Raw genomic sequence first — 14,911 nt, 5'->3', positions numbered from 1 at the left:
GATAGGGCCCCGGCGCCTGCACTTTCCAGTTAGCCTATTTTACGGCCAGGAAGCGCCCAAAAGTCACTTTGAGTCTTTCCAACGATTTCATGGCATACAGCAGTGAAATAAAGCTGCCGACAAACAGGGCGAGCTGCCAGTTATCAGGCACGCGGCAGCCTTCAAGGATAATGCCGATCATGCCACTGAATACCTGCGCAGAAGTCATGATCACCAACGTCCAGCGCCCACTAAGACCCGCACGCATCAGGATATGGTGCATGTGCTCGCGGTCGGGGCGGAACGGGCTACTGCCACGGCGAATACGCGCAATCATCACACGCATCATGTCCATAAGCGGCACCGCAATCAGCCATAGCGCGGTTACCGGGCTCATAATCGCATCCTGCCCCTGAGAGGCGACAATCAGCAGCCAGATCACCGTAAAACCAATGAGCATGCTGCCCGCATCACCCATAAAGACCTTGAACTTTCTGCCCCATGGAATACCAAGGTTAAGCAAAATGTAAGGCAGGCAGGCCGCCATCAGGCACATGCACCACATGGCCATATCATCATTGCCGCCCATGATAAACACGATACCCAGCGAGCCAAAGGTGACGCAGGAGAGTGCGCCTAACAATCCGTCAATGCCGTCAACCATGTTGAAAGCGTTAATGGCTGCAATAACCGCGAACAGGGTAATCACATAACCAAAGGTTCCCAAAATCAGCTGGTAACCAAACAGGATATTACCCAGTGAGGATAAATAGAGCCCGTTGTACATCATAATGCCCGCTACCGCCGCCTGCAGACCCATACGCGGCATCACCGGCAGGTCAAACCTGTCATCAAGCACCCCCACCAGCAGCAACAGCGTGGCGCAAATCATATAAATATCGAAATCAGGCAGCCACGCAGGCTGCAGCGCATAAAGAATCCACAAGGAAAAGTAGACAGAAACGCCGCCGACCAAAGGGATATGCCCGCTATGGTGCTTACGCGCGTTTGGCTTGTCCACCAGCCCTACTTTGCGAGCTATTTTCCTCGCAATAAACAACAGCGCTAAAGCCCCCAGAAAGATGAGAACGATCTCTTGCATATGTGCACCAATGCTCACTTAGCTTTTTGCATTTCGCTCAATGAAACCACGCTACCGCCCCTGGCACAGCAATCCAGTCCACTAAACGCGATTTCCCCTACTCAAGCATAGTCAGACTATCCCGCCTGGCTAAATTTTTTCTTCAGATAACTCCTGGAAACAAAATCTCATCAAGGATTACCAAAAGAATCACTAATTCTCCCGCCTCGGCATGAGGCATACAAGTTTAATTTGAAAATTTTTATGAAGAGTAGGGATAATTGCTTTATGTGCGCAATTAAACAGCAGGCGAGCTGTTTTTTTTGGCCTGCTAACGTTAAAAATTCGTTATTGGGAATTTTCCCATATAATTCAGGATATATGAGCAATTCGCAAAATTTTTCATTTTACAGCGAGCAAAAAAAAAACTCCCACTGAGGGAGCTTTCGATGTAGTAACAAGTGAAATTGATTACTAACGATAACCATTTGGGTTATTTGACTGCCAGTTCCACGTATCGCGCATCATCTCATCAATGCCGCGTGAAACCCGCCAGTCGAGTTCGCTATCAGCCAGAGACGCATCAGCCCAGAAAGCGGCCAGGTCGCCATCACGACGCGGAGAAACCTGATAGGGTACCGGCCGACCGGAAACTTTCTCGAAAGCCTTAACCATTTCCAGTACCGAATATCCCTTACCCGCGCCCAGATTATAAGCTTTATAACCGCTAATCGCAGGCAGATGGTCCAGCGCTTTAAGATGCCCCTCCGCCAGATCCATCACGTGAATATAATCACGCACGCCGGTACCGTCTTTCGTTGGATAATCATCACCAAAGATGCCCAATTTTTCCAGGCGACCGATTGCCACTTGTGCAATATAAGGCAGCAGGTTATTAGGGATTCCGTTAGGATCTTCACCAATCAACCCGGATTCATGTGCACCGACCGGATTGAAATAGCGCAGAGCAATCGTTTTAAACTCGGGGTTGGCTTTGGCATAGTCGCGCAGGATCTGCTCAACCATCAGTTTAGACGTGCCGTAAGGACTGGTGGTGCCGCCAATCGGGGTTGTTTCCACATAGGGAACCGGCGCATCGGCACCGTAAACGGTGGCCGAAGAACTGAAGATAAACTGGTTAACGCCCGCACTGCGCATCTCTTCCAGCAGCACCAGCGTGCCGGTAACGTTGTTCTGATAGTACTCCAGCGGCTTACGCGTAGATTCCCCTACTGCTTTCAGCCCGGCAAAGTGGATCACCGCGCTGATATTGTGGCTGGCGAAAATATCCCGCAGACAGGCACGATCGAGAATATCGCCTTCGCGGAAGGTGGCGGTTTTACCCGTCAGCTTTTCAACACGATTCACCGATTCTTTCGAGGCGTTGCTCAAATTATCCAACACCACCACATCATCACCGCGGGTCAGCAGCGACAGTACAGTATGGGAACCGATATAGCCTGCTCCACCCGTTACTAAAATAGCCATTCAGACTCCTTCACGCAGCGGGCAGACCCGCGGCACCCTCAGATTGTTATTTTGCCAGAATTTTTTTCACTGCATCGCGGAAATCACGTCCCTGGGCGTTATTACGCAGCCCCCAGGTCACGAAAGCCTGCATGTAACCCAGCTTGCGTCCGCAGTCGAAGCTTTGCCCCGTCAGCAGATGCGCATCAACCGGACGTTTTTTACTCAAATTAGCGATGGCGTCGGTTAACTGATAACGTCCCCACGCGCCGGGTTCCAGATTTTCCAGTTCGGACCAGATATCGGCAGAAAGCACATAGCGACCAACGGCAGAGAGGTCAGAATCCAGCGCCTGCGGCTGCTCTGGTTTTTCAACATAATCGACAATCTGACTAACGCGGCCAGGAATGGTCAGCGGATCTTTGGTGGTGATAACCGAGTATTCAGAAAGGTCGGCATCCGGCATGCGGTTAACCAGCACCTGACTACGGCCGGTTTCTTCAAAACGGGCCACCATCGCGGCCAGGTTATAACGCAGCGGGTCCGCGGAAGCATCATCCAGCAGGACATCCGGCAGCAGCACAACAAAGGCTTCATCGTGGAGCATTGGACGTGCACACAGCAGGGAGTTCGCCAGTCCCAGAGGCTGCGGCTGACGCACGTTCATAATGGTTACGCCCGGCGGACATATGGACTGAACTTCGCTGAGCAGCTGGCGCTTAACGCGAGCCTCAAGCAGCGCTTCCAGTTCGTAAGAGGTATCAAAATGGTTTTCTACTGCATTTTTAGAAGCGTGGGTGACCAGTACAATTTCCTTAATGCCCGCTGCTACGCACTCGTCGACGATATACTGAATCATCGGCTTATCAACGATCGGCAACATCTCTTTAGGAATCGCTTTTGTAGCAGGGAGCATATGCATACCGAGACCCGCGACCGGGATAACTGCTTTAAGCTTGGTCATAATTTTTCCATATAAATGAAGTAATAAGCGTTCGCTGATTATGCATTATCGGTGCGATCCTTAAGTATAATCTTAATCTGAAAATTGTTCAGCGGTCAGTGCCAATTAAAACTCAAGAAACCGGCGAAATCGCTCTTTAATATGCAGTTAGTACGGCTCAATAATATGCTACGCCACCGGCAATAAAACCAGCTTAAACGGGATAATTTTAGGCTTTATGGTCAATAAATAGTTCATTCCGCATAAGTCAATAAATGATAATAAGCGGCAATGCTTTCAGTAGGGGGTTATCAGTTGAAATCACGGGGATTCACACTCATCATTACGCAACAACTTTTGGTTAACAGGTAAAAACAATGTTCGAATGGATCGCCGACCCGTCAATCTGGGCCGGACTGGTCACCCTGGTGGTGCTGGAATTAGTGCTGGGCATTGATAACCTGGTGTTTATCGCCATCCTGGCGGAGAAACTTCCCCCTGCCCTGCGCGACCGCGCTCGCGTTACCGGCTTGCTGCTGGCGCTGTTGATGCGCCTGATGCTGCTGGCCTCTATATCCTGGCTCTCTTCCCTCACGGCTCCGCTGTTTACGATTGCCGGGCATGCTTTTAGTGCGCGCGATGCGATTATGCTGACGGGGGGTGTCTTCCTGCTGTTTAAAGCCACCGTTGAGCTGAATGAACGGCTGGAAGGTAAAGATGAAGAGCAAAATCCGCAAAAACGCGGAGCGCGATTCTGGCCGGTAGTGGCACAAATCGTGGTACTGGATGCGGTATTTTCCCTCGATTCGGTGATCACCGCCGTGGGTATGGTGGACCACCTGGCGGTGATGATGGCTGCGGTGATCATCTCGATCATGCTAATGCTGCTGGCCAGTAAACCGCTGACCCGTTTCGTGAACGGCCACCCGACGATTATTATTCTCTGTCTGAGCTTCCTGCTGATGATCGGTTTCAGCCTGGTCGCCGACGGTTTTGGCTATCACATTCCTAAAGGCTACCTCTACGCCGCCATCGGATTCTCGGTGATGATCGAGGCGCTGAATCAGCTTTCCCAGTTCAACCGCCGTCGGTTCCTGTCAGCTAAAGCCCCGCTGCGCAAGCGTACCGCTGAAGCGGTTTTACGTCTGCTGCGCGGCAGCCATGAACCGGCTGAACTTGACGCGGAAACCGCCTCTCTGGTGGCCAGTAACGCCGCGCCAAAAGCGATTTTTAATAAGCAGGAGCGGATGATGATTGCGCGGGTGCTGGCAATGGGCCAACGCAGCGTCAGCAGCATCATGACCTCGCGCCATGATATCCAGCACATTGACCTTGCCGAATCGCCGGAAGAGATTATGTCCCGCCTGGACAATAATCAGCACACGCGCCTGATCATTACTGAAAATAGCGAAGAGCCGCTTGGCGTGGTTCATGTGATTGAACTGCTGAAACAGGCGCTACACGGCAACAGCCTCGATCTGCGGGCCTTAATCCGTCAGCCGCTGGTGTTCCCTGAACAGCTACCGCTGCTGCCCGCACTGGAGCAGTTCCGCAATGCACGCACCCACTTTGCCTTCGTGGTGGATGAGTTTGGTTCGGTGGAAGGTGTGGTCACGTTGAGTGACGTGATGGAAACGATTGCCGGTAATCTGCCAAACGAGGGTGAACGGCTGGACCCTCGTTACGATATTCAGCAAAACGCCGACGCCAGCTGGACGGTTAACGGACATATGCCGCTGGACGATTTGACGATGTACCTGCCGCTGCCGCTGGATGAAAAGCGTGAATACAATACGCTCGCGGGACTACTGATGGAACATTTACAGCACGTCCCTCAGCAAGGAGAAGTGGTACAGATCGGCGATTATCTGATCCGCACCCTGCAGGTAGAAAACCATCGGGTACAAAAAGTGCAGATCGTACCGCCACCGGCGGAAGAGGAATAGAAGTAAAGCATATTGCGCAGGCTCTGTATTTTTCGCCAGCCTGCGCAGGATAACGCCACGTTACTTCCCACCAGGGGTTGTAAGAAAACGCGGTGAAATGGCACAACGCGCGGCAGATGACATAAAACGTGACGGTATGAGATTAAGAGCTGCTACCGGCTTACATATCCTTCAGCAGCTTTTTCACATCGTTACGCTTTTCATTGTCCGGGTTGCGCCCCATCCACTCTTTCAAGCGCTGTTTCGCTTCATCACGCAACTGCTGGCGCAGCACCTGATCGACTTTCAGGCTGTAGTTAATCGTCGACCACGGGCCGTAAATCCGCAGCGGCACCGGTGTTTGCTGCAAACGCCTGACCAGCGTGTCATCGCCCCGCCAGCCGCGCATCACCGTTACGCCAAAGTTAATATCCAGCTCCCTTTTTGCCAGATCGACATTACCGCTGCCGGTATAGTTCAGAATGGTCGACTGCGCATTCAGCTCAGGGAAGGTAACCAGGCCGTTATTCAGCGTGGCGTGGCCGCTAATCTGCTGCAGGATCGGCTGGTCATTACGCTCGCCGCTCACTTTGTCGCTGTTCCCTTCCACAGCACGCTGAATCAGCTGCTGGAAGTTAAGCCCGGCAAACTGGGCGTTATCCAGCTTGAGATCCGCACTGCCCCGCCACTGATGATTAAATTCAGCCACGGCTAAGCCATTGCCGCTGAAATCACCGTCCAGCGACAGCTCACCGCTAATGGTATCCGGCAGGTTAAATGCTTTTAACAGGGGACCGATACCAACGCGCTGAAATGAAGGCTTAAGTGCGACACGGGTCTGTGAGCTACGGACGTCAATACTTCCCGGCAGGGAGAACGTACCGCCGTCAGCCTGGCCCTGCAGCCTGACCAGACTGAGCAAGCCCTGCTGATTCGTCGCCTCCAGATCCACCGCATCCATATCGATGCCGCGCCAGCGAAGTTTAGCCATTTTCAAACCGATTTTACCGTCGATGGCATTCAACGGTGAGTCCGCATTGTTGACAGGCGCTGATTCAGCGATCACCGGTGCACGCCCGGTACGCTGACTCTGCTGCGCCACATCGGCGTTAGTGGTTTCTGGAATACCCAACAGCGAATCCATATTCAGCGATGCCGAACTAAGATCCGCCACAACCTGCGGCCGGTTACCGAGACTGCCGGTAATTTTCCCGCTCAGTTGACTGTCATTGGCACTGAGCTGAATGTCGCTAAGGCTGAAGCGCTGATTAGCATTATCCCAACTGGCTGCCATAGCCGCCTGGCCTTTAATCCCGGTTTGCGGCAGATCGGCACCCTGCAGCTGATAGTCGAGCTGTTTAATGGCGGCGTTTATCTGGCGGGGATAGTGGGTGATATCAAGTTCGCTGCTGAACTGAAGGCGCAGATCGCGCTGATCGCGGCTAATTCGACTGCTGAACTCAAGATTAACCAATCGCGGCTGGGTCTGATCGAGCCGAAGATTAAAATCGCGAACGTTAAGCTGCTCGCCGTTATCCTGCTGCCAGACCAGCAAACTATCGACAATCCGCAGGTGAGAAATATCGAACCGCCAGCCGCGTGTCACATCTTCGATCACCGACGGCGGCGAACTGCCTTCAGGACCGATGGGGGCGTCGGCAGGCCGCTGGCGCTCACTTTCCGGGATCAGCCGCACAACGGCATTTTTAAGCATGACCTGTTTAACGGAAAGCTGGTGGGAGAGAAGAGGCAGAAGATTGACATCCAGACGCATGTTTTCCGCGCTGACCACGGGCTGAGAAGCCCCCTGAGCGGTCAGCGTGACCGGCCCGGAAAGAATACTCAGCTGCGGCCAGACGTGCCAGCGCAACTCGCCTTTCAACGCAAGCTGATAGCCGCTGCGCTGCTCAACCTGCTGGGCCATATAGGCGCGAAAATCATTGGGATTGACCAGCAGAACGAGTGCGGTCATTCCGGCCACCATCACCACCAGTAGAATGGCCAGTGTGGTTATCAATCTTTTCATGCCTTTGCCACCTTTAGTCTTTGTCGATTCGACTGGCAACCGCGCCCTGCTGACCTTTATATTTCGCATCCTGGCGGCTGTTGTACGGGCGTGCTGCCGGGCCCGATAGCGGTTCAAAGCTCAGTGCGCCGATCAGCATACCGGGGCGAAGAGCCAGCGGAAGTTTACCGGAATTGTAGAACTCCAGCACAATACGCCCCTGCCAGCCGGGATCGATACGATGCGCGGTCACATGTACCATCAAGCCCAGTCTGGCGAGCGATGAACGCCCGTCAAGCCAGCCGACCAGATCGTCAGGCAGCGTCACCGACTCAAAGGTTACCGCCAGCGCCAGCTCCCCCGGATGCAGAAAGAACGCTTCGCCTTCCGGCAGAACGATTTCATCGCTCATCACTCGATCCAGCGCAGCGCTGACTTCATGCTTTGGTCCGCTCAAATCAATAAACGGAGCCGTGTGGCCGCGAAACGTGCGGAACTGGTTGCCAAGGCGAACGTCAACCGTGGCACCACTGATGCGTTCCACCGGCGGGCGCGGGGTAATGCCCAGTTTGCCATTATCGAGCCAGGCTTCAATATCGCGGTCACATAATCTCATAACGGGAACTCCAACCTATTCAGAAATGCTTAAAAGCGGCGACGAGAACAACGGGAAAGCGCACCGTTCGACCTCCGTAGCCTGCCCGCCAGGCGGGCCTGCAAGGGTTACTCAAAGAACTGATTAATCTTCGCCTTGAGGATATCAATAGCGATGCGGTTTTTCCCGCCGCGCGGCACGATAATATCCGCATACTGCTTTGATGGTTCAATAAACTGCAGGAACATCGGGCGAACCGTCTTCTGATATTGAGCCATCACCGAATCCATTGAGCGGCCACGCTCATTTACATCACGTTTCATGCGGCGCATCAAACAGATATCGAGCGGAGTGTCGACGAAGATCGAGAAATTCATCTCCTGACGCAGGCGTGCGTCGGTCAGCAGCAGGATGCCTTCGAGGATAATGACCTTCTTCGGCTTCAGCGTGATGGTTTTTTTCTCACGCGTATGCTCAACATAGCTGTAGACCGGCAGTTCAATCGACTGCCCCGCTTTCAGCATTTGCAGATGCTGAAGCAGCAGCGTGTGATCCATGGCACTCGGGTGGTCGTAGTTAGTTTTAACCCGTTCTTCCATCGTTAAATGGCTTTGGTCTTTGTAATAGGCATCCTCCGGGATCACGCCAATATTTTCATCACCCACGCGATCGCGCACTTCACGATACAGCGTACTGGCGATAAGACTTTTCCCCGAGGCTGAAGCGCCTGCGATACCTACGATGACGCACTGATGCGACTTGTCAGCCATAAATTAACGACCTGATTCCGAGACAAAATGAAAGGATAAATAGCCAGCTTCCTGAAATATGAAGGGCATAGCGCGCGCAATTATAGGGAGTTCACCCATCTGATGCCAGAAAAAAGCATCCCCGGCCTTTTCAGATTATACCGTTAGATAATATGCTGGCGTGCGGTTAAAGTACGACAAGCAAAAAAGCCTTAAGGAAACAGCGTGCCAGATCACATAATGCATCTTTTGACCTATTTCGGTGACAGCATGCTGTTACTGCCGACGGCGGTCATCATCGCCTTCCTGTTGCGCTGGAAAAACGACGACAAACGTGCCGTCTGGTTCTGGCTGCTGGCGTTCGGCTGTGCGGGGCTGGTGGTCAGCCTGTCAAAAATCGCCTTCCTCGGCTTTGGGATTGGCAGCGTACGCTTTAACTTCACCGGCTTCAGCGGCCACAGTGCCATGTCCGCCACCCTGTGGCCAGTGATGTTCTGGCTGTTAAGCGGCCGTCTCTCCTCCCTGTGGCGGCGCGTTCTGCTGATCGCGGGTTATCTTATCCCGGTTATCGTTGGGATATCGCGCCTTGAACTTAACGCTCATTCAGTGAGCGAGGTGATTGCCGGCCTGGTTCTGGGCTTTACGCTTAGCACCGCCTTTTTGCTCAGCCAGCGTACCGTTCGGCCAAGGGGTTTTTCACTGGCGCAGCTGTGCATCGCGCTGCTGGTGCCCGTCCTTCTTTTCAGCAACGGACGTGTTGCCACTACTCAGCAGTTTCTGCAAAAGCTGTCTGCACAAATTGCCGGCATCGAACACCCGTGGACGCGCGCGGATCTTTTAAAAATCAAGCAATAAACTAGACTTAATCTGGGGCATTTCTCGCAGGTTTTTTGTGCCATCCACTTCAAGCTGGTTTTCTTGTGCTAGCATGGCTTTAGAGATAAAGATTGCGCCGCTGCCTGGCGCCGTGCTGGATAAGTGTGGATGGCCTCAGAAACGTTAGCCAATGTACAACATAGCCGGACGCAGTGGCTGAACAGCCTGCTGCTGGGTTTACTGAGCCTGGCATCCACCCTTTACTGCCTTGAGTTGATTAAAATCAGCGGCCAGATCTCACCGCTGTGGTTTTCCACCGCGCTGATGACCATCGTGGTATTTCGCAATCCTGTACGTCACCTGCCGCTGCTGTTAAGCGGCTGCATGATAGGGGTGATCTGCGCGAATGCCATTATCCTCGGTCCCGGCTTGTCCAACCTGAAATTTCCATTGATTAATCTGGCCCAGGCACTGATGGGGGGCGTAATGCTTCGGCTGCTGTTGGATCATCATGCTCCGCTGAATACGCTGTACAGCTGGGCCAGAATGATGCTGGCAGTTGGCCTGTTTACCCCGCTTCTGGGCGCGATGCTGGCCAGCGCGCTGCTGAATATCCCCGCCGCTTCACTGACGCAGTTTTTCTCAACATGGGTTGCTTCAGAGGTCATCGGTATGCTGGCACTCGGTCCGGTAGCACTGCTGTGGCAGCGCGATTCGCTGATGAAGCATCGGGTGCTGATCGAGACGGTACTCACCCTGCTGGTCACCCTTACTCTTAGCTGGCTGGCCCTGCGCTTTCTGCCGTGGTCGTTTGCCTTCGTGATTGTCATTCTGTTTTACAGCGCCGTGCGTTTGCCGCGGCTGGCCGCGTTTATCGTTTATCTTGTGACGGTATCGATGATCTCATTGATGCTGGCGCTGAGCCTTATCCCGCAGGACTTTATCAGCGCGCCGTTGCTGGTCTCGGTTCCCTGGCTACCCTTCCTGCTGGCGCTGGTGCCCAGCCATTTAATGACCCTGGTGATGCACTCATTCCGCGAAGAGCGTAAGCATATCTCGGAGAGTGAAACCCGCTTTCGCCATGCGATGGAATATTCGGCGATCGGCATGGCGCTGGTGGCACCCGGCGGTCAGTGGCTGCAGGTCAATAAATCGCTGTGCCGCCTGCTTGGCTATCGCCAGGATGAGCTTGAAGGAATGACCTTCCAGCAGCTTAGTCACCCCGACGATCTGAATGCCGATTTAATACAGATGAATGCCCTGCTGGCCGGAGATATCGCCAGCTACAGTATGGAAAAGCGCTATCTTCGCAGCGACGGCCAAACCGTCTGGGCGCTGCTGGCCGTTTCTCTGGTGCGCGATAGCGAACAGCAGCCACTCTATTTCATATCGCAAATAGAGGATATAACCGGGCTTAAGCAAACCGAGAAGGTCAATCAGCAGCTCATGGAGCGCATTACCCTGGCGAATGACGCTGCCGGAATCGGCGTATGGGAGTGGAATCCGATCACCGGAGAAATGACCTGGGACAGGCGCATGTTCCAGCTCTACCATCTGCCGGAAAACGCAATAATTACCCAGCAAAGCTGGATGAACTGTCTGCTGCCCGCCGATCGAAAAAAGGTGATGGCTTTACTTGATGACGCGGTGAAAAACACCTCGTCGGTTGACGTTGAGTACCGTATTGAAACCAGCTCGGGTATTCGCTACATCCGCTGCCAGGGAAATATGGTAGCGGACGAACCCGGCCAGTCTTCGCGTATGTTAGGGATCAATCAGGATGTCACCGCATTTCGCCAGCTGACCGATGCCCTCGATCAGGAAAGGGAGCGTATGCACATCACGCTGGATGCCATTGATGAAGCGGTGATCAGCACCGATGAAGAGATGCAGGTGATCTTTATGAATCCGGTGGCGGAAAAAATGACCGGCTGGCCTCAGCACCACGCGGTGGGCAAGCCTATCGCTGAAATCTTGCAGATCACCCACGGCGGGGAAGGGCCAGAACAGGAGATCGTCCTCAGCTGCGCCCTGCCGAAAAATACCAAACCCGCTGACTCCCCGGACCAGGATCTCGTCCTGCACAATCGCGCCGGCGAGGTGTTTGCCATCAACTACAGCCTTTCGCCGCTGAGCACCCAGGAAGGCGACAATATCGGTAGCGTCATGGTTATCCAGGACGTCAGCGAGTCGCGGGAAATATTTAAACGCCTGCGCTACAGCGCCTCTCACGATATGCTTACCCGCCTGCCGAACCGTGCCAGTTTTGAGCAGCGTTTGAAAGTGTTGCTGATGCCGCAGGAGAATCAGCGCATACATCACGTGCTGGCCTTCGTCGACCTGGACCGCTTTAAGGCGGTAAATGACAGCGCCGGCCACGCCGCCGGGGATGCACTGCTGCGTGAGCTGTCAACGCTGATGATGCGCCAGCTGCGCGGCAGCGACTTCCTCGCCCGTCTTGGCGGCGATGAATTTGGCATGCTGCTGCCGGAATGTTCGCTGGAGGACGCCAGCGAGATCGCCAGTCGCCTGGTCGCCACCATCAGTCAATACCAATTCCTTTGGAAAGGTCACGAGTTCTCTGTTGGAGCCAGCGCCGGGCTGACCATTTTTGATAGCAACAGTAACGCAATTGAAGTGATGGCACAGGCCGATATCGCCTGCTATCAGGCCAAAAACAGCGGTCGGGGCAAGATTGCGGTTTACGGCGAAGCAACGGATAACGACCTGCCTCCGGCACCTGGTATCTCCCCCCTCCCCCGTTAATAAAACCACTATACCCCCTTGCTCTGCCGACACGGCCAGGCTAAAGTCGCCCCCTTTTTTTCCCCACTCAGCGGAGAGAATGATGTTTATCGGTTTCGACTACGGTACGGCCAACTGCTCGGTCGCCATCATGGACCAGGGCCAGCCAAAAATGCTGCCACTAGAGCAGGGTTCCCCCTATTTACCCTCAATGCTGTGTGCGCCAACCCGTGAAGCCGTCAGTGAATGGCTGTTCCGCCATCATCAGGTCCCTACGCCGCACGCTGAGAGCCAGGCGCTGCTGCGCCGCTCCGTCGCTTTCAACCGCGAAGAAGATATTGAAGTCACACCAGCCAGTGTGAAGTTCGGTCTGGCCTCGCTGGCACAGTATATGGACGATCCGGAAGAGGTGTGGTTTGTAAAATCACCGAAATCGTTCCTTGGTGCCAGCGGCCTGAAGCCGCAGCAGGTCGCACTGTTTGAGGACCTGGTCTGCGCAATGATGCTGCATATTCGTCAGTCGGCGGAAAGCTCACTGAACGACAGCGTGACCCAGGCGGTGATTGGTCGCCCGGTCAACTTCCAGGGGCTGGGCGGCGAAGACGCCAACCAGCAGGCGGAAGGCATTCTGGCCCGCGCGGCCAGCCGTGCCGGTTTTAGCGATGTGATTTTCCAGTTCGAGCCGGTAGCTGCCGGTCTGGACTTTGAAGCCACGCTGAGCAAGGAAAGCCGCGTTCTGGTCGTAGACATCGGCGGCGGAACCACCGACTGCTCGATGCTGCTGATGGGACCGCAGTGGCACGATAAATCCGATCGCAGCGACAGCCTGCTGGGCCACAGCGGCTGCCGCGTGGGCGGTAACGATCTGGATATTATGCTGGCCTTTAAGGAGCTGATGCCGCTGCTGGGTCTGGGCGGTGAAACAGTGAAGGGAATGGGCCTGCCTGCCCTGCCGTGGTGGAATGCGGTGGCGATTAACGACGTTCCGGCACAGAGTGATTTTTATGCTGCGGCCAGCAACAAGCTCCTACAGGATCTGATTCGCGATGCGCGCGAGCCGGAGAAGGTGAAGCGCCTGCTGAAAGTCTGGCGTCAGCGCCTGAGCTATCGTCTGGTGCGTGCGGCGGAAGAGAGCAAGATTGCGCTTTCCGATCGGCCGCAGACGCTGGCGGGATTAGATTTTATCGACGACGGGCTGGCAACGGATATCAGCGTGGCGGCGCTCCAGGCTGCGATTAACCAGCCTCTTGAGCGGATTCAGGAGCAGGTTGCGCTGGCGCTGGAGACCAGCGGCACCAAGCCTGATGTGATTTATCTGACCGGCGGCAGCGCGAAGTCACCTGTTCTGCGCCAGACGTTGCAGCGTCAACTGCCGGATATCCCGCTGACCAGCGGCGATGATTTCGGTTCAGTTACGGCGGGGCTGGCGCGCTGGGCACAGGTGATGTTCCGCTAAGGCCTGCCCGATTTATTCACCCGGCTGTTCTCTTATCATGCCGGGTGATAGTGGCCCGGCATATCGTAGAAGCAGCGGAAGCTTATGCTTTCCGTCGATTAATGATTGCGCGGGCGCAGCGGCCAATCAGCGGAACGGCAATCATTGCCAAAATCACCGAGACGATCGCCAGGAAGAGCAGCACGGAGGCAATCGGGTTCAGTATTCCGCCAAGGCTGGTGATATGGCTGAACGAGGCAAAGCGCTCTGGCGGCATATCGCGCAGGATGGCTCCTGGCAGGATCATAAAGAACACCAGGCTGACCGGCAGGTAGACGATAAAGATCTTTTTCTTGTTCATACGGTTTGCCTCACGGCGGTGGGAACATGTACAGGGCGGTGATGATACCTCAAAGCCGCGAGTCCCATCAACGCGTTGCCGTGCGGGGCGCTGTGGTACCTTCAGTTACGCCATGAAACGCCGCTGCGGAACTGACGTACGAGGCCCAACCTCTGCTGCTGCTCCAGGGCGGTCCTCGCGCCGCGTTGCGGTGCCCTCGGTTACGCCATTGTGCCGACCGGACCGGCCAGGATTGAACGTCCCTGTTCAAACCCGGCCTGACGCCAGCGTCCCTGCTGTCGTCTCCTGGCGCAATGGCTTCACCTCAGCGCTGCGGATGCCCTTGCGCAGCAGCAGAGGCTGTCCCCTTTTCAGAATTTCATCGATTTTATATTTCAAACAATCACCGGGTTTGCAGATAAACCTGATGCTGCATGGGGTAATAGAATGGGCAAAACAACCAACTTGTTACCCACACGTAAAAGCCCCCTTCTGCATAAACTCACCGGTGCTCAACCCTTTATTTTCAGGCAACACGAAATTTTGATAGCAGGCTGGCTGTGCCCCCGAGAGGGCAATCCGCAGCGCTGAACGGAGAGAGGAAGCCAGGATTTGGCCGCATGGACGCGGCCAAAAGTCACAGCCGGGCCAGGACGGCCCGTCTGTGGCGGTCCGACCGGCTGACGAACGAAGTGAGGGGACCGCGCAGCGGCGCGAGGACCGCCCGAACGGGGGCACAACCCGCCAGCGCTAACTCCCGACTCTGCAACCAACACAGCAAGCGTCTGGCTGTTATGCCCTTTTACGGTCATCCAGCAACCGGCCTATCAG

Annotated in this window: 12 protein-coding genes; 4 read left to right on the top strand and 8 right to left on the bottom strand. The window is 54.7% G+C overall.

The annotated features are described in order from the left end of the window. Positions 1-34: 34 nt before the first annotated feature. The 3 genes from wecA to galF all read right to left on the bottom strand — a co-directional run bounded on the left by wecA (position 35) and on the right by galF (position 3,491). The gene (gene wecA / locus IBT47_RS14650; RefSeq protein ID WP_200545996.1) at positions 35-1,081 is read right to left on the bottom strand and encodes a UDP-N-acetylglucosamine--undecaprenyl-phosphate N-acetylglucosaminephosphotransferase; all 1,047 of its coding nucleotides are present in this window, start codon (positions 1,079-1,081) and stop codon (positions 35-37) included. Between the two features lie 453 nt (positions 1,082-1,534). After that, positions 1,535-2,548: a UDP-glucose 4-epimerase GalE gene (gene galE / locus IBT47_RS14645; protein WP_200561020.1), complete on the bottom strand. Its 1,014-nt coding sequence runs from the start codon at positions 2,546-2,548 to the stop codon at positions 1,535-1,537. 46 nt (positions 2,549-2,594) lie between these two features. Further along, positions 2,595-3,491, bottom strand: coding sequence for a UTP--glucose-1-phosphate uridylyltransferase GalF (galF, locus tag IBT47_RS14640; protein ID WP_105591408.1), 897 nt, complete (start codon positions 3,489-3,491; stop codon positions 2,595-2,597). Between the two features lie 356 nt (positions 3,492-3,847). Here galF and IBT47_RS14635 point away from each other — a divergent pair, with 356 nt between their 5' ends. Further along, positions 3,848-5,416, top strand: coding sequence for a TerC family protein (locus tag IBT47_RS14635; protein ID WP_200561017.1), 1,569 nt, complete (start codon positions 3,848-3,850; stop codon positions 5,414-5,416). Between the two features lie 160 nt (positions 5,417-5,576). Here the strand turns inward: IBT47_RS14635 and asmA are convergent, their stop codons facing one another. The 3 genes from asmA to udk form a co-directional block, all read right to left on the bottom strand. Further along, entirely contained in the window at positions 5,577-7,421 is a 1,845-nt protein-coding gene (gene asmA / locus IBT47_RS14630; protein ID WP_200561015.1) for an outer membrane assembly protein AsmA, read from the bottom strand. Between the two features lie 13 nt (positions 7,422-7,434). Continuing rightward, on the bottom strand, positions 7,435-8,016 hold the full coding sequence (gene dcd, locus IBT47_RS14625; protein ID WP_200545991.1) for a dCTP deaminase: 582 nt from the start codon (positions 8,014-8,016) through the stop codon (positions 7,435-7,437). Between the two features lie 107 nt (positions 8,017-8,123). Further along, positions 8,124-8,765 (bottom strand): uridine kinase, encoded by a 642-nt coding sequence (udk, locus tag IBT47_RS14620; protein ID WP_123334955.1) that lies wholly within the window; start codon positions 8,763-8,765, stop codon positions 8,124-8,126. 219 nt (positions 8,766-8,984) lie between these two features. Here udk and IBT47_RS14615 point away from each other — a divergent pair, with 219 nt between their 5' ends. From IBT47_RS14615 to yegD, 3 genes are all read left to right on the top strand, one after another. After that, the gene (locus IBT47_RS14615; protein ID WP_200561182.1) at positions 8,985-9,599 is read left to right on the top strand and encodes a phosphatase PAP2 family protein; all 615 of its coding nucleotides are present in this window, start codon (positions 8,985-8,987) and stop codon (positions 9,597-9,599) included. A 129-nt stretch (positions 9,600-9,728) separates the two neighbouring features. Next, on the top strand, positions 9,729-12,326 hold the full coding sequence (locus tag IBT47_RS14610) for a diguanylate cyclase (RefSeq protein ID WP_200561013.1): 2,598 nt from the start codon (positions 9,729-9,731) through the stop codon (positions 12,324-12,326). An 82-nt stretch (positions 12,327-12,408) separates the two neighbouring features. Beyond that, positions 12,409-13,761, top strand: coding sequence for a molecular chaperone (yegD, locus tag IBT47_RS14605; protein WP_200561180.1), 1,353 nt, complete (start codon positions 12,409-12,411; stop codon positions 13,759-13,761). Between the two features lie 82 nt (positions 13,762-13,843). Here yegD and IBT47_RS14600 read toward each other — a convergent pair whose 3' ends face one another. Then, a complete protein-coding gene (locus tag IBT47_RS14600; RefSeq protein ID WP_200561011.1) occupies positions 13,844-14,101 on the bottom strand; it encodes a hypothetical protein in 258 nt (85 codons plus the stop codon). A 246-nt stretch (positions 14,102-14,347) separates the two neighbouring features. Further along, on the bottom strand, positions 14,348-14,479 hold the full coding sequence (locus IBT47_RS27255; RefSeq protein ID WP_255569909.1) for a hypothetical protein: 132 nt from the start codon (positions 14,477-14,479) through the stop codon (positions 14,348-14,350). Positions 14,480-14,911: the final 432 nt, after the last annotated feature.

This window comes from Erwinia sp. S43 (genome assembly GCF_016624745.1).
Taxonomy (GTDB): Bacteria; Pseudomonadota; Gammaproteobacteria; order Enterobacterales; family Enterobacteriaceae; genus Erwinia; species Erwinia coffeiphila.
This window is presented reverse-complemented; position numbering and strand designations above follow the sequence as displayed.